The sequence below is a fragment of the Rhodococcus sp. IEGM 1318 genome (genome assembly GCF_033142465.1).
GTDB classification, from domain to species: Bacteria; Actinomycetota; Actinomycetes; order Mycobacteriales; family Mycobacteriaceae; genus Rhodococcus_F; species Rhodococcus_F qingshengii_B.
The window spans coordinates 1-20,970 of record NZ_JAWLSC010000004.1 but is presented as its reverse complement, the minus strand read 5'-3'; the positions used below and the strand labels follow the sequence as shown (position 1 = coordinate 20,970).

Genomic DNA, 20,970 nt, shown 5'->3' with positions numbered 1-20,970 from the left:
TACACGATCATCGACAAGGAGGTGATCCGATGCTCTGGTACATCGGTCGCCGAGTGCTTCAAATGATCCCGGTTTTTCTCGGGGCCACTCTTCTGATCTACGCCATGGTCTTCCTGCTTCCCGGTGATCCGATTGCCGCGTTGGCGGGCGACAAAGCGCTCAGTCCGGCTGTTGCACAGCAGCTTCGGGAGCGCTACCACCTCGACCTCCCCTTCTATCAGCAGTACCTGCTGTACCTGAAGGGCATCTTCACGCTGGACTTCGGCACGTCGTTCTCCGGACGACCTGTCAGTGAAGTTCTGGCACAGGCATTTCCGATCACGATGAAACTTGCCTTCATGGCACTGATAGTCGAGACGGTCTTCGGTGTCGGCTTCGGCCTCATCGCCGGCCTGCGTAAGGGCGGATTCTTCGACAGCACCGTCCTGCTGTTCAGCCTCGTTCTCATCGCCATCCCGATCTTCGTGATCGGCTTCCTGGCTCAGTTCTTCATCGGCGTCAAATGGGGCATCGTCCCGCCCACGGTCGGTGGCAACACCAGCTTTACCAATCTCCTACTCCCCGCCCTGGTTCTGGGTTCGGTCTCGTTCGCCTACGTACTGCGACTGACCCGAACGTCCGTGGCGGAGAACCTGAGTGCCGACTACGTGCGCACCGCCACCGCCAAGGGACTTTCCCGTGGACGAGTGGTTCGCGTACACGTGTTGCGCAACTCGCTGATCCCCGTGGTCACGTTCCTGGGCGCCGATCTCGCAACGTTGATGGGCGGCGCCATCGTCACCGAGGGCATCTTCAACATCAACGGCGTCGGCGGCACGATCTACCAGGCCGTGACCAGAGGTGAAGCGCCGACGGTGGTTTCGTTCGTCACCATCCTGATCGTGATCTACCTGATCGCGAATCTGCTCGTCGACCTCTTGTACGCCGCGCTCGATCCGAGGATCCGCTATGTCTGAGACCGTGAAGACCGGACGCGTCGTCCGGCAAAGTCATTTCGTGGCACCGCCCGAAGTTGCGGCACCGGGGGAGACGGACGCCGTCAAACTCGATCAGGCGCCGACGAGCATGTGGACCGACGCGTGGCGCGATCTGCGCAAGCGTCCCCTGTTCATCATCTCGACGATCATCATCCTCGCGGTCATCGTCATCGCAGCGTTTCCGGGCTTGTTCACGAGTACCGATCCGCGGTTCTGCGACCTGACCTACAGCATGCAGGGACCGACTTCCGGCCACTGGTTCGGATTCGACCGCCAGGGTTGTGACGTCTACTCGCGCACCATCTACGGTGCTCGCGCGTCCGTACTCGTGGGCGTCGGCGTCACTGCGTCGGTGCTGGTGATCGGAGTGATCTTCGGCGCGCTGTCCGGCTTCTACGGCGGCTGGACCGATTCGATTCTTTCCCGCGTGGCCGACATCTTCTTCGGTATCCCACTGATCCTCGCTGCCATCGTTCTGATGCAGCTGTTCACCGATCGCACCATCTGGACCGTCGTCGGCGTCCTGGCACTCTTCGGTTGGCCGCAGATGGCAAGAATTGCTCGAGGCGCGGTGATCTCGGCGAAGAACAACGATTACGTCATGGCTTCGGAAGCATTGGGTGTTTCGAAGCTCAAGACTCTGATCCGCCACGTCATCCCGAACTCGTTGGCGCCCATCATCGTGGTGGCCACCATCTCGCTCGGCACGTACATCGTTGCCGAGGCGACGCTGTCCTTCCTCGGTATCGGGCTTCCGTCCACCGAGGTTTCGTGGGGCGGCGACATCAGCAACGCTCAGGTGACGCTGCGTCAAGGATCAACGATTTTGTTCTACCCGGCAACGGCTTTGGCGATCACCGTCCTCGGATTCATCATGATGGGTGACGCACTGCGCGACGCCCTCGATCCCAAGTCTCGGAAGCGGTGAGCACGATGACCACCAAGGAAACTCTCACCTCGGAGGAAACTCCGTTGCTCGAGATTCGTGATCTCGAGGTGTCGTTCCAGTCCAATTCCGGTCCGGTTCCGGCAGTTCGAGGCGTCAGCCTGACGGTGTACCCGGGTCAGACGGTCGCCATCGTCGGCGAATCGGGCTCGGGTAAGTCCACCACCGCCCACTCGATCATCAATCTGCTTCCCGGCACCGGCAAGGTGACGGCAGGCGAGATCATCTTCGACGGCAAGGACATCTCGAAGCTTTCGGAGAAGGACTTCGTCCACATCCGGGGCAGCCAGATCGGTTTGGTTCCGCAGGACCCGATGTCGAATCTGAATCCCGTGTGGAAAGTGGGCTTCCAGATCGAGGAAGCACTGGCTGCCAACGGGATCGCCAAGGGTAAAGCTGCCAAGGTTCGCGCCGCCGAATTGCTCGAGGAGGCCGGCCTCGCCGAAGCCGAGAGCCGGTTGGGGCAGTACCCGCACGAGTTCTCGGGCGGTATGCGTCAGCGCGCACTCATCGCGATCGGGTTGTCTGCCCGTCCGAAGCTCCTGATCGCGGACGAGCCGACGTCGGCGCTCGACGTCACCGTCCAGCGTCAGATCCTCGATCACCTCGACGGTCTGACTACGGAACTCGGCACCGCCGTTCTGCTCATCACTCACGATCTGGGCCTGGCCGCCGAGCGCGCCGAGCACTTGATCGTGATGAGCAAGGGGCGCATCGTCGAATCCGGTCCGGCACTGGAGATTCTGAAGCGTCCACAGCATCCGTACACACAGAAGCTGGTCGCTGCTGCGCCGTCGTTGGCGTCGAAGCGACTCAGTTCTTCGGTAGCGCGCGCCGAGATTCGGGAACAGGCGGAAGGGGTCGCCGAAGCGGTCAAAGCCGAGGAAAGTACGGCAGAGTCCTTCGGCAAGGCGACCGACGACGTTCTTGTCGTCGATCATCTGACCAAGGTGTTCAAGCTGCGCAAGGGTTTCCGCAAGACCACTGACTTCACCGCAGTGAACGACGTGTCCTTCAAGGTCCGCCGCGGAACCACAACGGCGATCGTCGGTGAATCGGGTTCCGGTAAGTCGACGGTCGCGCAGATGGTCCTCGGCTTGCTCGAGCCCACGGCGGGCAACGTGGTTTTCGACGGTCAGGACGTGGCGAAACTCGGCGCGAAGGAAACCTTTGCGTTCCGCCGCCGAGTGCAGCCGATCTTCCAGAACCCCTACGGCACGCTCGACCCGATGTACTCGATCTACCGCACGATCGAGGAGCCGCTGCGTACCCACAAGGTCGGGACCAAGGCCGAGCGTGAGGCTCGCGTCCGCGAACTTCTCGACAAGGTCGGTCTGCCCCAGTCGGTCATGCGACGCTTCCCGAACGAGCTCTCCGGTGGACAGCGTCAGCGCGTCGCAATTGCGCGCGCGCTGGCTTTGCAGCCGGAGGTCGTGATCTGCGACGAGGCGGTCTCCGCTCTCGACGTGCTCGTTCAGGATCAGATCTTGACCCTGCTCAACGACCTGCAGGCAGAGTTCGGGTTGACGTACCTCTTCATCACGCACGACCTGGCCGTGGTTCGTCAGATCGCGGACAACGTCTTGGTGATGTCGCGTGGCTCGATCGTCGAATCGGCGCCGATCGACGACGTGTTCGGCAATCCGCAGCAGGACTACACGCGCAAGTTGCTCGACGCGATTCCCGGTGGGTCCATCAAGCTGGGAAGCTGACGCAACAGGTAGGTAGGCAAGTCCGCAGAGGGGCTGCAAGGGTACCGTCGTTGATCGTGACGGACCCCTTGCAGCCCCTCGTCGATCTTCCAGGCGTACGCGCCGCCGCCGATCATGCGCGCGACGCTCTGGGTGAGGTTCATCGGCACAAGACCAACCGTCGCGGTTGGCCCACCACTGCCGCCGAAGCCGCGGTTCGCGCTGCGCGAGCCTCCGCTTCATTGGCCGGTGGCACCACCGAATTGCCGGCCGAGGGCATGGCCGGTGACCCGATTCTCGCGGGTGCTCTGCGGGTAGCTCAGGCTCTGGACGGCGACAGCCTTCCGCTCATGGAGTCGACGTGGAAGCGCGCCCCACTGCAGGCTCTGGCCCGGCTGCACCTGTTGGCCGCGGCGGACCTCGTCGAGGACGCGGATCAACTGGGACGGCCACGGTCGGACCGCGGCGTGGGGGAGCGCTTGGACGCTCTCGCCCAACTCGTCACCGGCGGAACCAGTGCACCGGCGCCGGTTCTGGCAGCCGTCGTACACGGAGAACTCTTGGCGCTGAGCCCGTTCGGCACAGCTGACGGCATCGTCGCCCGCGCGGCCTCACGTCTGGTTGCGGTCTCGTCGGGGTTGGATCCGCACAATCTCGGGGTCCCCGAGGTCAGTTGGCTTCGGCGGCCGCAGGCGTACACGGACGGCGCGGCAGGATTCGCTTCGGGAAACCCGGCCGGCGTCGGCAGTTGGGTGATCCTGTGCTGCGGTGCGCTCGAAGCCGGTGCGCGAGAAGCGACTTCGATTGCCGACGCAGCTACCGGGTAGTCCGGGACAATTGCGCCTGTCGGAACATAACGAACGGGCGGCGCTGCCGATAAATCGACTTCGCCGCCCGTCAGCACGGACTACTCGTTACCAAGCGTGCTCGGTGGGTTGTGTGGGTGGCCTCGGCGAGGGATCGTACTTTCTGAGGTCGTCCCCGCAACCTGTGTGGGGTCCTCGCTCAAATTGAACGAATCTCGCAGGCCCACAACGCTTCTGCCCTTATAGTGGCTTGTGCTCCGCGTGGGTGCCCTAGTGCCCGTGCTAGGAATTTCAGTTGGGGAAACGGTCCTTCTCTTCCGAGCCGTTCCTGGCCTTCCGTTCTTCCGTAACTCCTTTGTACCCTGTGTCCGGGCTCACAGCAAGTACCAATTTTTGTTTGTGGGCCTTGGATTTCAGCGTTTCCGGCGTAGTAGCCCGAAGGTCATGGCGCCGGCCACCACAGCTACGATTCCCACCGCGGCAGTAGTGGCCACCGTCGTCGTGGATTGGGCCGACAGCCGCGCACGAAGTGAGACCGGATTCGAGAAAGTCAGTATGGGCCAACCGTTTACGGCTGCTTCCTTGCGCAATGCGCGATCGGGGTTGACCGCGGTGGGATGTCCGACCGCCTCGAGCATGGGTAAATCGGTCACCGAGTCGGAGTAGGCGTAACTGGCGGCGAGGTCGTAGCCGTCCTCGGCGGCGAGTTTTTCCATCGCCTCGACCTTGCCCGGACCGTAGCAGTAGAAGTCGACCTCGCCGGTGTAGTGGCCGTTTTCTTCCCTCATCGACGTCGCGACGGAATGGGTGGCTCCGAGGGCGCGGGCGATCGGTGCGACGATCTCTTCACCCGAGGCCGACACCACGATGACGTCGTGTCCACGCAGCTTGTGATCTGCGATCAGATCGGCCGCCTCGGCGAAGACGAGTGGGTCGACGATGTCGTGCAGAGTTTCCGCGACGATGGCCTTCACCTGCTCCACGTCCCAACCCGCACACATCGCCGTCAGGTGTTCGCGCATGCGCTCCATCTGATCGTGATCGGCGCCGGACAGTAGGAACAGGAATTGTGCATAGCTGCTCTTGAGAACCGAGCGTCGATTGATCAGACCCTGGGCGAAGAATGGCTTGCTGAACGCCAGGGTGCTCGACTTCGCGATGATCGTTTTGTCCAAATCGAAGAAAGCGGCTGTCCGCCCGGTATTCAGTCCGTTCGAAGGCTTGTCGGTCACAGGAATGAGGATAGTCCGACAGGCGGTTCGGGTGCTCCTCGGCAAGCATCCTCTTTCGGCGAAAAACAGCAGTTCAGTGCAGCTCAGGCTTGCGTTTCTCGCCGATGTCGGGTGTAAGATCGTTGCTGTTCGATTCGTTCGAACTAGTTCAGCCCGACCCCCCGGGGCTGAACTCAGACGGCCCCCGCCTCCTCCCCCCATTGGCGGGGGTCGTCCTCTGTCTCAGGCCCGTTTCTCCACAACTTCGTAGTTGTCCACAGGGTCGTTCACCGCACTGTTTTCGGTGCCCGTGCTCGTTCAGGCTCTGCAGTCATGAACACGACGATCAATTCCCGGGAAACCGGCGCTTGCATTCTGGTTCTCGTCGACGACGCGAAGGTCCTCGCGAGTGTGCGACGCGTCGCTGCCGCGGTGGACCGCCGTCTGGACGAGGCCGAGCATCCCGTGTCCCGGCAACAGTGGAACCGCGCTTCGGCGGTCGTATTGGACGCGTCGGCTGCGCGAGATGCTCTGGCTCGTTCCCCGAGGCGAACGCGAGTGTTCCTCGTATGCGACGGCACCCCGACCGTCGAAGATTGGAAGAGTGCCACAGCGATCGGAGCCGACAGCGTTCTGTCTCTGCCCGAAGAGGAGAACGCGTTGGTCGCAGTTCTGGCCGACCACGTCGACGTGGGTGGCGACGGCACCGTCGTGAGCGTGGTGGGTGGTTGCGGCGGCGGCGGAGCCTCGGCAACTGCGGCGGCTGTCGCGCTGACGTCGGCGGCGCGTCACGTCCCGACGCTCCTGGTGGACGTCGACGCGCTCGGTTCCGGCGCCGACGTCCTGTTGGGTATCGAGACGGCCCCCGGATTGCGCTGGGGTGCGCTGACCGTCGAGGGCGGACGGTTGGCACCGGATGCGCTGCGTGATGCGTTGCCGGCAAAGGGAAAGTTCTTGAGGGTTCTGGCGAGCAGTCGACGTGAGATCGACGGTCCGACGGTGACCGCTGTTCGCGCCGTGCTGGACGCAGGTCGCAGATCCGGCGGACTCGTGGTCTGCGACCTGCCGCGTAACCCCAGCGAAGTCGGCCAGGCTGTACTGGAGATCTCTGATTTTGTCCTCGTCGTGGTTCCGGCCACCGTGGCCGCGTGTGTCGCTGCCGAGAAGGTCGGGGCCTGGGTGATGCGACACAACTCCAACGTCGGACTCGTCGTGCGTGGGCCGGCGCCGGGAGGGCTACGCGGTGCCGATGTGGCAGACATGCTCGGCCTGACCCTGACTGCCGTCATGCGTGGCCACCGTTCGCTGGCACCGATGCTCGAGCGCGGCGGCCTCGAATTGACCCGTGGTTGTCCGTTGAGTGTGGCGGCAGCAGCGGTACTCGATGCCGTTGAATCCGGAGCACGCCCGCGCAGGGCTGCGGCATGAGTGCGTTGGTCACGGCCGAACTGCTCGACCGCGTTCGCGAGCGATTGACGGCGTCGTCGGTCGCCGAGCCGACGGCAGCCACCGTTGCCGATGCCGTACGAGCCGAGTCCTCCGGCGTTCTGGCGGACACCGACCTGTTGGAGGTCGTCAGGGTGCTCCAGACGGAACTGACGGGCGCGGGGCCGCTCGAACCCCTGCTGCACGAACCCAGTGTCGCCGACGTACTGGTGACCGCACCGGATCAGGTCTGGGTGGACCGCGGGGTCGGCCTCGAAAGGTCAGCGGTGCGGTTCACCGACGAGGCAGCTGTGCGTCGACTGGCGCAACGGTTGGCGCTGTCGGCAGGTCGACGCCTCGACGACGCCCAACCGTGGGTCGACGGGCGCCTGCGGGGCGTCGGCGACGGGCACTTCGGGGTGCGACTGCACGCCGTACTGGCACCGGTGGCCCAGGGCGGAACCTGCGTGTCACTGCGAGTGCTGCGGCCGGCGACACAGGGCCTCGACGCGCTGTGCGCTCACGGCGCGGTGGAACCGGACGCGCGCGAACTCCTGAATCACATCATCTCTTCTCGCTTGGCTTTTCTGGTGATCGGCGGGACTGGCGCGGGAAAGACCACGTTGTTGTCCGCAATGCTCGGCGCCGTCGACCCGCGCGAGCGAATTGTCTGCGTCGAGGACGCGGCCGAACTCGCACCGCCGCATCCGCACGTCGTCCGCCTCGTGGCACGAGCTCCCAACGTGGAGGGCGTCGGAGAGGTGACGGTGCGGGATCTGGTTCGGCAGGCTCTGCGGATGCGTCCCGATCGCATCGTCGTCGGTGAGGTTCGCGGCGCGGAGGTGACGGATCTGCTCACGGCGATGAACACCGGCCACGACGGCGGGGCCGGCACCGTCCACGCCAATTCGCCCGAAGAGGTGCCGGCCAGGCTCGAGGCGTTGGCTGCGCTCGGCGGTATGGATCGCCACGCGTTGCACAGTCAACTTGCCGCGGCGGTTCAAGTGATCTTGCACGTGCACAGGTTGGCAGACGGATCGAGGCGTCTCGAACAGATCGGCGTCATCGAGCGCAGTGCGGACGGATACGTGCGAATCATGCAGGCGTGGCCGGACGGCGGTTCGGGTCGTGAGCGGCTCGAGCGGATGTTCAGGCTTCGCAATCGGGAGGTCAGAGCGTGACAGTTTCTCTCTTGGTCTTCGCGTTGGCGGTCTCGATTACGCCGGTGCGGGATTCACGAGCTCGGCTCGCGACATACAACCCGAGTATCCACAAGCCCTCCCGGCAAATTCCATGGGACTTCGTCGCCGCATTTCTCGCGATTTCGGCCGCGTGGGTTCTCGGAGGTCTTTCGGCAGGGTGCGCGGCGGTCGTCCTCGTCGGAACACTGATCTTTCGTGGCCAACGCACGAAGGCGGCCGAAAACCGGGACCTCTCACAGAAGATGCTGCTCGCCGGTTTGGAGGTGCTGATCGCCGAGTTGAGCGTCGGCGCACATCCTGCAGCGGCCAGTTCTGTTGCAGGCGAGGAATGTACCGGCGAAGTGAGCGCGGTGTTCCGGTCCGCTGGGGCGAGGGCGCGTCTCGGCGGTTCTGCCGCAGCGGCCTTCGTGGTACCGGATTCCGGCATCGAGCGTGAGTTCTCCCGCATCGGATCCGTCTGGCGGGTCGCAGACCAACACGGGCTGGCTCTGGCGGAACTACTCGGCGCCGTCCGGACGGACATGTTGGGACGTAGACGCTTTCGTCAACGCACCGAAGCCGGGTTGGCGGGCGCTCGGGCGACCGCTGCGGTGCTGGCCTTTCTCCCGCTGTTGGGGATCGGTCTCGGACAGTTGATGGGTGCGTCGCCGTTGCGCGTGCTGTTCGGAGGCGGGCTCGGCGGAGTGCTCCTCGTGATCGGAACCGCTTGTGTCTCAGCTGGTTTGCTCTGGACTGATCAGATAACTGCAAAGGTGACGTCGTGAACTGGGTGTCGGCGGTGATGATCGCATTGGCGCTCGTGGTCGTTCCCGATCGTCGTGGTGCTTCGGCCAGGGTGGCAGGGGTACTCCTCGCGAGCACGATGACGGAACCCGAGGCTCCAGTAGCGGACAAGCCGGATCCACTGGCGGTAGCAGCAAGCCTCGATCTTCTCGGAGCTTGCCTACGCGCTGGGCTTCCCGTCTCCGCCGCGATCACTGCGATGGCGGCGACCGCGCCGAAACCGATGGCCGACTCGCTTCGCCGCGTCGCCGACCTTCTTGCGCTCGGCGCCGATCCCGACGCAGCGTGGAGCGAGGCCGCTCTCGATCCGGATACCGAAGCTCTGGCCAGGATGGCCCGGCGTTCGGCGCGTTCGGGTTCGTCGTTGTCCTCGTCCATGACCGAGCTCGCCGAGCGTAGTCGCGGTGAGGCCGAGGATCTGGCGGCTGCCGCTGCCGAACGCGCGGGAGTGTTGATCAGCGGCCCACTCGGGCTGTGTTTCCTGCCCGCCTTCATCGCCTTGGGCATCGTCCCGGTGGTGATCGGGCTTGCCACGACTGTGCTCGGTAACGGCCTGCTGTGAGCCGGATCCGAGTGAAAGCTCCTGCGGCAGAAGTGCTGCCACAGGTTTCGATTGAAGGGGGAGAAATGATTTCGAAGACGTTGAGGTCGGTGTCAGCCAGATTTGCCCTGTTGGTTGCCGAGGACGACGGCATGTCCACCGCGGAGTACGCGATCGGCACCATCGCTGCCGCGGCGTTCGGAGCCGTCCTGTACACCGTGGTCACCGGTGACTCCATTGTCTCGGCACTGACGGGCATCATCGACAAGGCTCTCAAGACGGCGGTGTGATGTTGTCCACGAGAGGTATTCGGCAAGCCGACGACGGAGCCGTGACGGTGGAGGCCGCGATTGCTCTGGCTTCGATCGTCACCGTGGTCGTGCTGTGTATCGGCGGTGTACTCGCGGTGTCGATGCAGGTTCGGTGTGTTGACGCCGCTCGTGAGGCTGCACGTCTGGTGGCTCGTGGTGATCGTGAGTCTGCGGTTGCCACGGCCCGTCGGATCGCACCCGAAGATGCGTCGATCTCGGTGGAGATCGTGGACGGCTTTGCGGTGGCCGTTGTCAGCGCCGAAAGTACGTTGCTGCCGTTGGTCGACATTTCTTCCGAGGCGGTGGCAGCAGTGGAACCGGGGGTGGAGGAGGGGTGAACCTACGTGACGACGAAGGTGTTGCCACGGTTCTGGCATGCTGCATTCTGGCGGCGATCGTGCTGGTGACCGGCGGGATACTGCATGTCGGGTCCGCGGTGGTGGCCAGGCACACGGCGCAGTCGGCGGCTGATCTTTCGGCCCTCGGCGGGGCGGGCGCCTTGGACGGCGGTGACAAGGCGGCGTGTGAGATGTCCGCGGCGATCGCGGAGCGGATGAGTACGGTGCTCGAGGAGTGCGATGTCCAGGGGTGGGATGTAGTGGTCGAGATACGCGCACCGGCGTTGTTGTCGGGCTTCGGGATCGGCGATGCGCAGGCTTTCGCCCGTGCGGGTCCGGTCAGCTGATCTTGTCTCAGCCGTTCGCGTCTCAGCTGATTGTGTCGATGACGGCGGTCAGAACCTTCACCGCGCCGTCTTTGTCGAGTGGGTCGTTTCCGTTGCCGCACTTGGGTGAATAGACGCAAGACGGGCATCCGTGAGCGCACTCGCAGGACAGTATGGCGTCGCGCGTCGCGGTGAGCCACCGTGACAGTTCGCTGTGCCCCCGGTCGGCGAACCCGGCGCCGCCGGCATGACCGTCGTAGACGAAGACCGTCGGGAGTCCGGTGTCCGCGTGCATGGCCGTCGATACTCCGCCGATGTCTCCGCGGTCGCAGATCGCCACCAGTGGCAGAAGTCCGATCGCGGCATGTTCGGCGGCATGCAGTGATCCGGGGAACCGCTCGGGCGGCACCCCGATGGATACGAGGAGTTCCGGTGTGACCGTGTACATCACTGCCCTGGTGGGCAAAGTGTGTGCGGGCATGTCGAGTTCGATCGAGTCGAGGACTTCACCCGAAGTCAACCGTCGTAGGTACCCGACGACTTGGTGTGTCACCTCGACCTGGACGAGAGCGACGGCGATGTCGCCGTAGTTCTTGTGCTCGAGTTGTTCGGTGATCGTGATTTCGGTGGTCTCGCGGGCCGAGGTGGTCCAGTCAGGATTCTCGGTGTGTACCAGTGCGAGTCCGACGTCGAGGTCCAGTTCGTCGACGACGTAGGTCTCGCCTTGATGGATGTGCACGGCACCAGGATGAACTGTGGCGGGAGCGCGGCCCGCGTCGACAGTGCCCAGCATCCGGCCGGATTCACCGTCGACAATGGCCACTTGAGTTCCGATACCGCCGCGAATGTCCAAAGAGCCGTGGGGGTTCGAATCAGCGGTGACGAACCATCCGTGCTTTCGGCGTCGGATCTTGCCTTCCTCCGACAGTCTGGTCAGAACCTCGAGAGCCCCGAATGCGTCCACCTCGGCATCGGAAAGTGGGAGTTCCATTGCTGCGCAGAGAAGTTGTGGTCCTAGAACGTACGGATTTCCGGGATCTGTCACCGTCGCCTCGACGGGTTTGTCCAGTACCGCCGACGGATGGTGAACGAGGTAGGTGTCGAGTGGATCGTCGCGTGCGATCAACACGACGAGTGAACCCTCCCCGCGTCGCCCGGAGCGACCGGCTTGCTGCCAGAACGAGGCGACGGTGCCCGGGAAGCCTGCCACGACAACGGCGTCGAGGCCTGCGATGTCGACGCCGAGCTCCAGTGCATTGGTGGTGGCTGCGCCCAGCAGTGTGCCGTCGGCGAGTGCAGCTTCAAGTTCGCGTCGGTCCTCGGCCAGATATCCGGCGCGATACGACGCGACTCGCTCGGCGAGGTCCGGGTCCACCTCGGCAAGTAGACGTTTGGTGGCCATCGCGGTCAGCTCGGCGCCGCGGCGGGAGCGAACGAAGGTGAGAGTGCGGGCGCCCTCGATCATGAGGTCGGCCATGATCCGCGCAGCTTCCGCACCCGCGGGACGTCGTACCGGGCTACCGTTTTCGCCGGTCAATGCTTCGAGCAGCGGCGGTTCCCACAGTGCGACGGTACGTGGGCCGTGCGGCGATCCGTCTTCCGTGACCTCGGTGCAGTGGGCGCCGATCAGTCGCGAGGCTGCCGCGCCGGGATCTGCTGTGGTTGCGCTGGCCAGGATGAAGGTGGGTTCGGCGCCGTAACGGGCCGCAATCCTGCGCAGTCGCCGGATCACGAGCGCGACGTTCGATCCGAAGACTCCCCTGTAAGAGTGGCATTCGTCGATGATCACGTATTTCAGGTTGCGGAAGAAGTGCGCCCATCGCTGATGGGTCCGGAGCAGTGAAATGTGGATCATGTCGGGGTTGGTGAAGAGCCAGCGCGAGTTCTCGCGCGCCCAGGTGCGGAGTTCTTGCGAGGTGTCGCCGTCGTACGCACTGGCGTTGGTGCTGCGAAGTTCGACGTCGAAGTCGGTGAGGGACAGCACCGCTCGCAGTTGATCCGAGCCCAGTGCTTTGGTGGGGGAGAGGTAGAGGGCTGTTGCGAGCGGATCGGTTGCCATGGCCGTCAGCACCGGGAGTTGGTATGCCAGAGACTTACCCGACGCGGTACCGGTGGCTACGACCACGTGTTTTCCCGCGTACGCGAGGTCGGCGGCCTCACTCTGGTGGATCCACGGGGACCGCACGCTGTGCTCGGCGAGCGCACGTACGACGCTGGGGTGCACCCACTCCGGCCATTCGGTGAACTCGGCTACGCGAGCAGGTAACTGCGCGGTGAACATCAGTGGTTTTTCGCTTCCACTGACCCCGGCGACGACGCGATCGAGCAGCATCTGCCCGTAGGTCTCGCCAGGCTTCCCTCCCGGGGCGGGGATCGGGGAAGGTGCGTTCACGTGACTCTCCGGGCTCGGCGTTGGGGTGTGGCGGCAATCGGAAACTGTCGCTACCTGCAGTTTTGATGATACGCAACGGTCGGCGGTCTTGGTGGAACCGGGTGCTCGGCGCGCAAGCGGGAAACCACGATCGTGGGCTGTTTTTCTCGTAGCGAACTTTTAACGTTTTTAGTTCCCTTTTCGACTGTTGTGCACGCGGAGAACATGGTTGACTGACAATCGGTCGCAGCTTCTGTGTTCGTAGGCTTGAGAAAGTGCACGCTCGCAGGATCGTTGTTGCGGGCGCGGTGCTCTGCCTTTCCTGAGGGGGAAATAAAGACGTACAGCGGTCGGAACCGGCCCGGTGGACTGTAAGGGCTGTTCACCGAATCCGGTGTTAGAAAGAGAAGGAAAAGCATGGCACAGGGCACTGTGAAGTGGTTCAACGCTGAAAAGGGCTTCGGCTTCATCGCTCCCGAAGACGGTTCCGCAGACGTCTTCGTTCACTACTCCGAAATTCAGGGCAACGGCTTCCGTACCCTCGAGGAGAACCAGCGTGTGGAGTTCGAGGTCGGCCAGGGCACCAAGGGTCCCCAAGCTACCGGCGTTCGCGCGGTCTGATTTTTCCGCTCACTTGCTGAGCGAATAGTTCGGACAGTATTTGTCCCCCATCGCATCCGTGCGGTGGGGGACAAATCTTTTCGGTGCAAGCAAGTACCTTCTCCGCCCGGAGCGAATACACGCAGCTGTTCGACCTCGGCCGGTCGTCTAGGCCGTCACTACCTTCGTGGCTTACGTTTCACTCTGTGAGCCAACTGTCCTTTTTCTCTGCCGAGTCGATTCCACCTGCCGTGACGGACCTTGCCGGAATGCTGGCCGGACCAGGTCAGGTCGTGACCTCGGAGGATCGTGCCCGAATCTCGATCGTCGTGGATCGGGACTGGCGAGCGCAGGCCGTTGCCGAGTTGATCGCGCAGTGCGGACTCGGGGCCGAGGTGACGCGCAGTGAAGAAGGCAGCCCACTGGTCCGCACTCAGTCGACGCCCGCACTCCTTCCGCTGTCCGTGCAGTGGACCAAGGGAGCTGTGAAGGCAGTGCCGGTCGGTTGGGTACCGAACTCCCGCCAACTCCGGGTGTGGGCCGTCGCGGCCGGCAGGCTCGAAGAAGGCGGCGAGCGATTCGTGTTCGGCCTCGACCCCCATGCCAAGGAGACACACGCACCGCTGGCTCAGGCCTTGATGAGGGTTGGTATCGCGCCGACTCAACTGGGTAACCGGACACCGGGTCCGGGGCTCCGTGTGTCGGGAAAGAAGAGACTGACAAAGCTCGTCGAATACCTCGGTGAGGCGCCGAAACACGTCGACACTTCGGTCGCCTGGCCGCACGTCTGACAGTGCTCTTGCCTCGCGTCCGACGGTGCTCATGCCGCGTGTCCGGCGGTGCTCATGCCGCGTGTCCGACGGAGCCCATACTGTACTGATCTGCACGAATGTCTTGCGGGTATGTCACTCTGTAAAGAGAGACACGGGGTATAACTTGCTCCACACGTCTAGTTCTGAAGATCTGCCGACGGCAGTGAACGTCCAAAGGAAGGCTCGGGCAGCAGGTGGCTAAAGCGGACAACGGCAGCGGTCAGGGAGCGTCCGGTAACCCTCGTCGCCTCGTGATCGTCGAGTCACCGACCAAGGCGCGCAAAATCGCTCCCTACCTCGGTAAGGACTACGTCGTCGAGGCATCGGTCGGTCACATTCGCGACCTGCCACGCGGCGCAGCAGACGTTCCGGCCAAGTACAAGGGCGAGTCCTGGGCCCGCCTCGGCGTCAACGTCGATCACGACTTCGAGCCGCTCTATGTCGTGAGCCCGGAAAAGAAGGGCAAGGTCGCCGAACTCAAGTCTCTGTTGAAGGACGCCGACGAGCTCTTCCTCGCAACTGACCCCGACCGCGAGGGCGAGGCAATCGCCTGGCATCTCCTCGAGACTCTCAAGCCCAAGATTCCGGTTCGTCGAATGGTCTTCCACGAGATCACCGAGCCGGCAATCCGTGCTGCTGCCGAAGACACCCGCGAACTCGACACCGACCTCGTCGACGCTCAGGAAACCCGCCGCATCCTCGACCGTCTCTACGGTTACGAGGTCAGCCCGGTTCTCTGGAAGAAGGTCATGCCGAAGCTCTCGGCCGGCCGCGTCCAGTCGGTGGCCACTCGCGTCATCGTCCAGCGCGAACGCGAGCGCATGGCGTTCAAGTCGGCGTCGTACTGGGATATTTCCGCGACGCTCGACGCCGGTGCAGAGGCCAGTCCGCGCAGTTTCGGCGCACGCCTGGTCTCCGTCGACGGTTCGCGTGTCGCCTCCGGTCGCGATTTCGGAGCTGACGGAAAGCTCAAGGGCAGCGCGGTCACCGTGCTCGACGAGGCGTATGCGCGTCGTCTCGCGGAAGCGTTGCAGGGCGTCGACCTCACGGTGTCGTCCGCCGAGGACAAGCCGTACACCCGTAAGCCGTACCCGCCGTTCATGACGTCGACGCTCCAGCAGGAAGCCGGACGCAAGCTTCGTTTCACGTCCGAGCGCGCCATGCGTATCGCGCAGCGTCTGTACGAAAACGGCTACATCACTTACATGCGTACCGACTCGACGACGCTCTCGGAGTCGGCGATCGCTGCCGCTCGAGCGCAGGCCACCGAGTTGTACGGTCCGGAATACGTGCATCCGACGCCGCGTCAGTACACCCGCAAGGTCAAGAACGCGCAGGAAGCGCACGAGGCGATTCGCCCCGCCGGCGACGTGTTCCAGACCCCGGGTCAGCTGCACTCCAAGCTCGATTCCGACGAGTTCAAGCTGTACGAACTGATCTGGCAGCGCACCGTCGCTTCACAGATGGCCGACGCCCGAGGTACGACGTTGACGCTCCGCATCTCCGGCACTGCAGGCACCGGCGAGGACTGCACGTTCTCCGCTTCCGGTCGCACCATCGTGTTCGCCGGCTTCCTCAAGGCTTACGTCGAAAGTGTCGACGAAGAGGCCGGCGGTCAGTCCGACGACGCCGAATCCAGGCTTCCGGTACTGGTCAAAGGCCAGGAAGTCACGGCCACCAAGCTCGATCCGGACGGGCACAGCACCAACCCGCCCGCTCGCTACACAGAAGCCAGCCTGATCAAGACGCTCGAAGAACTCGGCATCGGCCGTCCTTCGACTTACTCGTCGATCATCAAGACCATTCTCGATCGCGGATACGTCTATAAGCGTGGCAGCGCGCTGGTTCCGTCCTGGGTGGCGTTTGCCGTCATCGGACTGCTCGAGGTGCACTTCGGCCGGCTGGTCGACTTCGACTTCACGGCAGGAATGGAAGACGATCTCGACGCGATCGCCGGCGGCCGCGAGCAGCGTGGCAACTGGCTGAGCAGCTTCTACTTCGGCGGCGAGACAGGCGCAGAAGGTTCGGTGGCCCGCGAGGGCGGGCTGAAGAAGATGGTCGGTGTCAACCTCGAGGAGATCGACGCTCGCGAGGTCAACTCCATCCGTCTCTTCGACGACGCCGAGGGCCGCGAGGTTCACGTGCGCGTCGGCCGGTTCGGCCCGTATCTCGAGCGCATGGTTCAGAATCCGGATGATCCCGAAGGCGATCTGATCTCGCAGCGGGCCAATCTTCCCGATGACCTGCCGCCGGACGAGCTCACCCCCGAGTACGCCGAGAAGCTGTTCTCGACGCCTCAAGAGGGCCGCAAGCTGGGCGTCGACCCACTGACGGGCCACGAGATCGTCGCGAAGGAGGGCCGCTTCGGTCCCTACGTGACCGAGATCCTGCCCGAGCCTCCGGCCGAACCGGAACCGGACATCGTTCCCGTTCCCGAGCCGGAAGAAATCAGTTCGGGCAGTACCAAGACTGCGGTGAAGAAGGCCGCGGCCAAGAAGGCGCCGGCGAAGAAGGCTGCCAAGAAGGTCGCGGGCCCCAAGCCTCGGACGGGGTCGTTGCTCAAGTCCATGGACTTGGCGACGATCACCTTGGAAGATGCGCTTCGTCTGTTGTCGCTTCCTCGCGTCGTGGGTGTCGACCCCGAATCGAAGGAAGAGATCACTGCGCAGAACGGCCGTTACGGTCCGTACCTGAAAAAGGGCACGGACTCGCGCTCGCTCGCCAACGAAGAGCAGATGTTCACCGTCACGCTCGACGAGGCGCTCAAGATCTACGCCGAGCCGAAACGTCGTGGGCGTCAGGCGTCGGCAACGCCTCCGTTGCGTGAGTTGGGTGTCGATCCGGTCAGCGAGAAGCCGATGGTGATCAAGGACGGCCGTTTCGGTCCATATGTCACCGACGGCGAGACCAACGCCAGCCTTCGCAAGGACGACGACGTCGAATCCATTTCCGATGCTCGTGCGTCGGAGTTGCTGGCTGATCGTCGTGCTCGTGGCCCGGTCAAGAAGAAGGCAGCAGCCAAGAAGGCTCCGGCGAAGAAAGCCGCTGCCAAGAAGACTGCCGCCAAGAAGGCCCCGGCAAAGAAGGCAGCTGCCAAGAAGGCTCCGGCGAAGAAGGCAGCTGCCAAGAAGGCTCCGGCGAAGAAGGACTCGTAGGGCTTCGTCGGTGCCGACGGTTAGGGTTTTTGCATGAGTACTGAAGTGGCCGAACGAGGTGTGTTCGGTCGGCTGGTGGGTCAGCACGACGTCGAGAAAAGTCTGCGTGATGCTGCACTGTCGGCTCGCGGCGATTCCAGCGGCTCGGAAATGACTCACGCGTGGCTGTTCACCGGGCCACCTGGCTCGGGTCGTTCGGTTGCTGCTCTCTGCTTCGCCGCAGCCCTGCAATGCACCTCTGAGGGGGTACCAGGGTGTGGTGAGTGCCATGCGTGTACGACGACGATGGGTGGAACCCACGGTGACGTACGACGGATCATCCCCGACGGCCTGAGCATCAGCGTCAAAGGCATGCGCGAGATAGTCAACATCGCTTCGCGTCGGCCGACGACGGGCCGGTGGCAGGTCATCGTGGTCGAGGATGCCGATCGTTTGACCGAGGGCGCGGCCAACGCACTCCTGAAGGTTGTCGAGGAGCCACCGGACCGCACGGTCATCCTGCTCTGTGCGCCTACGACCGATCCGGAAGACATGTCTGTCACCTTGCGCTCGCGGTGCCGGCACATGCCGTTGGTGACGCCGTCCGTCGAATCGATCGCTCAGGTGCTGATCGACCGCGACGGCCTGGATCCGGAGCGGGCGAGAATCGCCGCATCGATAAGCGGCGGACATGTCGGTCGGGCTCGGCGCCTTGCTACTGACGAGAGTGCGCGGGACGAGCGTCAGCGTTCGTTGCGGCTAGCCGCAGACGCGATCGGTGCGTCGACGGCCTACAAGGCCGCCGAGAACCTGGTGAAGTCGATCGAGGCCGACACCAAGGCGTTCTACGCCGAACTCAAGGAACAGGAACTCGAAGAGCTCAAGGTCTCGTTGGGCGGCGGTGGTACCGGCAAGGGAACGGCCGGGACTCTGCGCGGATCGGCTGGTCTGATCAAAGACCTCGAAGCGCGTCAGAAATCGCGTGACACGCGGGCCCGCCGCGATCTCCTCGACCGGACCCTGATCGACTTGGCCGGCATGTACCGGGACGCACTTTCCTATTCACTGGGGTCGACGTCGACGGCGACCCATCCCGACATGGCTCGTCAGGCCTCCGAGTTGGCTGCCCGAACGTCCCCGGAGGGGTTGCTGAAGTGCATCGAAGCCGTGCTCGAATGCCGTGAGGCTGTCGACTTCAACGTCAAGTTGCAGTGGGCGCTCGACGCGATGGTTGCCTCCATCGGAGCCGCTTTCCGACCCCCGTTTTCGCGATCCGGGGGTTGACCAGATAGACTCGCCACCGCCGAAAGGCACGCTGCCTTAGCTCAGTCGGTAGAGCATTTCACTCGTAATGAAAAGGTCGAGAGTTCGATTCTCTCAGGCAGCTCGGCCAAGAGCCCCACACCCGGAAATCCGGATGTGGGGCTCTTGGCGTTTGTTCCCAACTCTTACGTATTTGCGGTTTATCCTGATTCTGGCGAATACGTGCCTGAGCAGGGGAGACTTCGATGTCGGATCAGAACTGGGGATCGGGCCAACCACCGCAGAATCCGCCGCCGTACGGGCAGATGCCGCCGATGCCGCCGCAGGGCTATCAGTCACCGACGCCCGCCTATCCGTACGCAACATGGATCTCTCGTGTTCTTGCGTCAATCCTCGATGGCTTTGTCGTTCCGCTTCCGGGCGTCATCCTCGCGATCATCGGGGCGGTGATCGCGTTCTCCGGATCCGAAGTGACCACCTACGACGACGGCAGCGTGAGCGCTGAGGGCGGCAATCCGGTCGGCGTGATCGTCATGGTCGTCGGCATACTGGCCATCTTCTTGATCGAGGTGTGGAATCTCGTCTTCAGACAAGGAAACACCGGACAGACGCTCGGCAAGAAGTGGCTGGGGATCTCTGTGATTCGGGAGTCCGACGGCGTACCTCTCGGACCGGTGGTGGCGCTGCTTCGTTGGGTCTTGATGGCGATCCTGGGTGGCGCCTGCTTCCTCAACTATCTCTGGCCGCTCTGGGACTCGAAGCACCAGTGCTGGCACGACATGGTGGTTCGATCGGTAGTCGTTCGGGCGAGCTAGTCGTTGCCGGGGTCTCTTACAGTGGGTGCCATGGAGTTGGAAGCGGTGGCAAGTCGAAGACGCGCGCTGGTCGCACCCGTCGGTGTCGCTGCCGTGGCCGTGACGGCCGCCGCCGTTCTCCATTTCCGCGATCCCCACAGTGCGGGTAGTTACGGCGTTTGTCCGATGTACGCGTTGACGGGATTGTGGTGCCCGGCGTGTGGTGGCCTTCGTGCGGTCAATGACCTGACTAATCTGGATCTTGGTGCCGCAGTGTCCAGCAACATCTTGATCGTGCCGTTTGTCGCGGTATTGGTGATCGCGTCGATCGGTTGGACAGTGCGCCGCTGGAAAGGCACGCGGGATCGCATGATCGTGCTTCGGCCGACCGTGACGATTGTGGTGCTCGGAGTTCTCGTTGCATTTACGGTTGTTCGAAACACCCCGTGGGGGAGCTGGCTCGCGCCGGCGTGACGGTAAGAGGTCGATATGGCAATGCAGGTTTTTTCGCTCATCGTTCTGCTCGGCGCGCTGATCATTCTGATTCCGACGGCACGACGTGTCTTCGGTAAGAAGGACGACGAGTAGGCCTCGACAACTGGCTCGGCGGGGAACATGCTGGCGGTATGGCGGATTCGTTGAAAGCTCGCGTCAAGGAGAAGCTGCTGCGGCAACTCGCCGAGGACGGCCGGCACCCGATCCAGGAAGCGGAGGGTGACGATCCCCGGTTGGTTTCGATCAACGACGACCTCGAAGCCTTGGAACAGGCCGGAGAAGGCGATCCGATCGTCGAAGAACTGGCCGAGAGGTACTGGGTTCCGTGAAGTTTACCGACTGCAGTGCTCTGACCTGGCGATTTGGTGTTGTGTTGATCTTCGCGTAACTTTGTCCAGGTCAGAGCGACACGGACACCGACTCCCGCCTTACGGCGAGTGACACGAGGTTGTACGAAGTGCCTGACCAAATTTCGAAGTAGTTTCCATCATGTATGGTTGTGCTTCACCTTCAGTTCTTCCCCGGATGTTCAGCGGTTTGCGCCGATGATCATGATGGGATAGGCTGGAAAAGTTGCCCCGGAGCGGCGGCCATAGGGTCGTGGTGATGGTGTGTGCGTGTTCTTTGAGAACTCAACAGTGTGTCGATGAATGTCAGTGCCAAATTTTTTTGGTACTTCACATCCGCGAATGATCAACCGCCTCTTGGGGTTTGGTTGGTTTGTGTGTGGTGTGAGTATTTTTCGTCGGTGATTGTTCATTCTTCCGTCTGAATGGTTGCCGACACATTTTTTGCTAGTTGAGTTTTTTTGCTAGTGATTTGACTCTTTTTGTCTATGACTGATTAGCCGGCCTTCGGGTTGGTGATATCTAGAGTCTTCAACGGAGAGTTTGATCCTGGCTCAGGACGAACGCTGGCGGCGTGCTTAACACATGCAAGTCGAG

At 63.1% G+C, this 20,970-nt stretch carries 20 protein-coding genes, 1 tRNA gene and 1 rRNA gene; 20 read left to right on the top strand and 2 right to left on the bottom strand.

The window, feature by feature from the left end; translation table 11 throughout:
• Window positions 1–29 precede the first annotated feature (29 nt).
• From R4P65_RS10965 to R4P65_RS10950, 4 genes are read left to right on the top strand one after another with little or no spacing between them, the layout of a single operon-like run.
• Window positions 30–956 carry an ABC transporter permease gene (locus R4P65_RS10965; RefSeq protein ID WP_230816501.1) on the top strand — a complete coding sequence of 309 codons (927 nt, stop codon included), beginning with the start codon at window positions 30–32 and terminating at the stop codon, window positions 954–956.
• Window positions 949–1,905: an ABC transporter permease gene (locus tag R4P65_RS10960; protein ID WP_317553436.1), complete on the top strand. Its 957-nt coding sequence runs from the start codon at window positions 949–951 to the stop codon at window positions 1,903–1,905. Before R4P65_RS10965 ends, R4P65_RS10960 begins: the two co-directional genes overlap by 8 nt.
• A 5-nt stretch (window positions 1,906–1,910) precedes the next feature.
• Window positions 1,911–3,635 carry an ABC transporter ATP-binding protein gene (locus R4P65_RS10955; protein ID WP_317826503.1) on the top strand — a complete coding sequence of 575 codons (1,725 nt, stop codon included), beginning with the start codon at window positions 1,911–1,913 and terminating at the stop codon, window positions 3,633–3,635.
• A gap of 56 nt (window positions 3,636–3,691) precedes the next feature.
• Window positions 3,692–4,441, top strand: coding sequence for a hypothetical protein (locus R4P65_RS10950; RefSeq protein WP_020905979.1), 750 nt, complete (start codon window positions 3,692–3,694; stop codon window positions 4,439–4,441).
• 392 nt (window positions 4,442–4,833) lie between these two features.
• Here R4P65_RS10950 and R4P65_RS10945 read toward each other — a convergent pair whose 3' ends face one another.
• A complete protein-coding gene (locus R4P65_RS10945; protein ID WP_317826502.1) occupies window positions 4,834–5,652 on the bottom strand; it encodes an HAD-IB family hydrolase in 819 nt (272 codons plus the stop codon).
• A gap of 312 nt (window positions 5,653–5,964) precedes the next feature.
• Between R4P65_RS10945 and ssd the strand changes: the two genes are divergently transcribed.
• From ssd to R4P65_RS10910, 7 genes are all read left to right on the top strand, one after another.
• On the top strand, window positions 5,965–7,059 hold the full coding sequence (gene ssd, locus R4P65_RS10940; protein ID WP_317826501.1) for a septum site-determining protein Ssd: 1,095 nt from the start codon (window positions 5,965–5,967) through the stop codon (window positions 7,057–7,059).
• Entirely contained in the window at window positions 7,056–8,237 is a 1,182-nt protein-coding gene (locus R4P65_RS10935) for a TadA family conjugal transfer-associated ATPase (protein ID WP_317826500.1), read from the top strand. The genes ssd and R4P65_RS10935 overlap by 4 nt, the downstream gene beginning before the upstream one ends.
• Window positions 8,234–9,022, top strand: a complete 789-nt coding sequence (locus R4P65_RS10930) for a type II secretion system F family protein (RefSeq protein ID WP_317826499.1) — start codon at window positions 8,234–8,236, stop codon at window positions 9,020–9,022. Before R4P65_RS10935 ends, R4P65_RS10930 begins: the two co-directional genes overlap by 4 nt.
• A 17-nt stretch (window positions 9,023–9,039) precedes the next feature.
• Entirely contained in the window at window positions 9,040–9,603 is a 564-nt protein-coding gene (locus R4P65_RS10925) for a type II secretion system F family protein (protein ID WP_411742541.1), read from the top strand.
• A gap of 65 nt (window positions 9,604–9,668) precedes the next feature.
• On the top strand, window positions 9,669–9,872 hold the full coding sequence (locus R4P65_RS10920; RefSeq protein ID WP_230816494.1) for a DUF4244 domain-containing protein: 204 nt from the start codon (window positions 9,669–9,671) through the stop codon (window positions 9,870–9,872).
• A complete protein-coding gene (locus tag R4P65_RS10915; protein ID WP_317826497.1) occupies window positions 9,872–10,231 on the top strand; it encodes a TadE family type IV pilus minor pilin in 360 nt (119 codons plus the stop codon). Before R4P65_RS10920 ends, R4P65_RS10915 begins: the two co-directional genes overlap by 1 nt.
• The gene (locus R4P65_RS10910; protein WP_317826496.1) at window positions 10,228–10,578 is read left to right on the top strand and encodes an Rv3654c family TadE-like protein; all 351 of its coding nucleotides are present in this window, start codon (window positions 10,228–10,230) and stop codon (window positions 10,576–10,578) included. The genes R4P65_RS10915 and R4P65_RS10910 overlap by 4 nt, the downstream gene beginning before the upstream one ends.
• Before the next feature lie 22 nt (window positions 10,579–10,600).
• On the opposite strand, the gene R4P65_RS10905 is transcribed toward R4P65_RS10910, so the two are convergent.
• Window positions 10,601–12,889 carry a DEAD/DEAH box helicase gene (locus R4P65_RS10905; RefSeq protein ID WP_317826801.1) on the bottom strand — a complete coding sequence of 763 codons (2,289 nt, stop codon included), beginning with the start codon at window positions 12,887–12,889 and terminating at the stop codon, window positions 10,601–10,603.
• 456 nt (window positions 12,890–13,345) lie between these two features.
• Here R4P65_RS10905 and R4P65_RS10900 point away from each other — a divergent pair, with 456 nt between their 5' ends.
• The 9 genes from R4P65_RS10900 to R4P65_RS10860 form a co-directional block, all read left to right on the top strand.
• Window positions 13,346–13,549, top strand: a complete 204-nt coding sequence (locus R4P65_RS10900; protein ID WP_003946117.1) for a cold-shock protein — start codon at window positions 13,346–13,348, stop codon at window positions 13,547–13,549.
• A gap of 185 nt (window positions 13,550–13,734) precedes the next feature.
• Window positions 13,735–14,319 carry a hypothetical protein gene (locus tag R4P65_RS10895; protein ID WP_003946106.1) on the top strand — a complete coding sequence of 195 codons (585 nt, stop codon included), beginning with the start codon at window positions 13,735–13,737 and terminating at the stop codon, window positions 14,317–14,319.
• A gap of 215 nt (window positions 14,320–14,534) precedes the next feature.
• Complete coding sequence (topA, locus tag R4P65_RS10890) at window positions 14,535–17,495, top strand: type I DNA topoisomerase (protein WP_317826495.1); 2,961 nt, start codon at window positions 14,535–14,537, stop codon at window positions 17,493–17,495.
• Between the two features lie 33 nt (window positions 17,496–17,528).
• Window positions 17,529–18,758 carry a DNA polymerase III subunit delta' gene (locus tag R4P65_RS10885; RefSeq protein ID WP_317826494.1) on the top strand — a complete coding sequence of 410 codons (1,230 nt, stop codon included), beginning with the start codon at window positions 17,529–17,531 and terminating at the stop codon, window positions 18,756–18,758.
• Window positions 18,759–18,788: 30 nt separating this feature from the next.
• Window positions 18,789–18,861: transfer RNA gene (locus R4P65_RS10880), tRNA-Thr, on the top strand.
• Between the two features lie 121 nt (window positions 18,862–18,982).
• Window positions 18,983–19,552: an RDD family protein gene (locus R4P65_RS10875; RefSeq protein WP_230816489.1), complete on the top strand. Its 570-nt coding sequence runs from the start codon at window positions 18,983–18,985 to the stop codon at window positions 19,550–19,552.
• Window positions 19,553–19,582: 30 nt separating this feature from the next.
• Window positions 19,583–20,005 (top strand): DUF2752 domain-containing protein, encoded by a 423-nt coding sequence (locus tag R4P65_RS10870; RefSeq protein WP_317826493.1) that lies wholly within the window; start codon window positions 19,583–19,585, stop codon window positions 20,003–20,005.
• Between the two features lie 152 nt (window positions 20,006–20,157).
• Window positions 20,158–20,355, top strand: coding sequence for a hypothetical protein (locus R4P65_RS10865; RefSeq protein ID WP_317826492.1), 198 nt, complete (start codon window positions 20,158–20,160; stop codon window positions 20,353–20,355).
• 549 nt (window positions 20,356–20,904) lie between these two features.
• Window positions 20,905–20,970 (top strand): 16S ribosomal RNA (locus tag R4P65_RS10860); the annotation flags it as partial.

What these genes read in the sequence shown, in the direction of transcription:
- R4P65_RS10965 (WP_230816501.1), top strand. Translation starts at nt 30, where the DNA reads ATGCTCTGGTACATCGGTCGCCGAGTGCTTCAAATGATCCCGGTTTTT.
- R4P65_RS10960 (WP_317553436.1), top strand. Translation starts at nt 949, where the DNA reads ATGTCTGAGACCGTGAAGACCGGACGCGTCGTCCGGCAAAGTCATTTC.
- R4P65_RS10955 (WP_317826503.1), top strand. Translation starts at nt 1,911, where the DNA reads ATGACCACCAAGGAAACTCTCACCTCGGAGGAAACTCCGTTGCTCGAG.
- ssd (WP_317826501.1), top strand. Translation starts at nt 5,965, where the DNA reads ATGAACACGACGATCAATTCCCGGGAAACCGGCGCTTGCATTCTGGTT.
- R4P65_RS10935 (WP_317826500.1), top strand. Translation starts at nt 7,056, where the DNA reads ATGAGTGCGTTGGTCACGGCCGAACTGCTCGACCGCGTTCGCGAGCGA.
- R4P65_RS10925 (WP_411742541.1), top strand. Translation starts at nt 9,040, where the DNA reads ATGATCGCATTGGCGCTCGTGGTCGTTCCCGATCGTCGTGGTGCTTCG.
- R4P65_RS10920 (WP_230816494.1), top strand. Translation starts at nt 9,669, where the DNA reads ATGATTTCGAAGACGTTGAGGTCGGTGTCAGCCAGATTTGCCCTGTTG.
- R4P65_RS10915 (WP_317826497.1), top strand. Translation starts at nt 9,872, where the DNA reads ATGTTGTCCACGAGAGGTATTCGGCAAGCCGACGACGGAGCCGTGACG.
- R4P65_RS10905 (WP_317826801.1), bottom strand. Translation starts at nt 12,889, where the DNA reads ATGCTGCTCGATCGCGTCGTCGCCGGGGTCAGTGGAAGCGAAAAACCA.
- R4P65_RS10900 (WP_003946117.1), top strand. Translation starts at nt 13,346, where the DNA reads ATGGCACAGGGCACTGTGAAGTGGTTCAACGCTGAAAAGGGCTTCGGC.
- R4P65_RS10885 (WP_317826494.1), top strand. Translation starts at nt 17,529, where the DNA reads ATGAGTACTGAAGTGGCCGAACGAGGTGTGTTCGGTCGGCTGGTGGGT.
- R4P65_RS10875 (WP_230816489.1), top strand. Translation starts at nt 18,983, where the DNA reads ATGTCGGATCAGAACTGGGGATCGGGCCAACCACCGCAGAATCCGCCG.
- R4P65_RS10870 (WP_317826493.1), top strand. Translation starts at nt 19,583, where the DNA reads ATGGAGTTGGAAGCGGTGGCAAGTCGAAGACGCGCGCTGGTCGCACCC.
- R4P65_RS10865 (WP_317826492.1), top strand. Translation starts at nt 20,158, where the DNA reads ATGGCGGATTCGTTGAAAGCTCGCGTCAAGGAGAAGCTGCTGCGGCAA.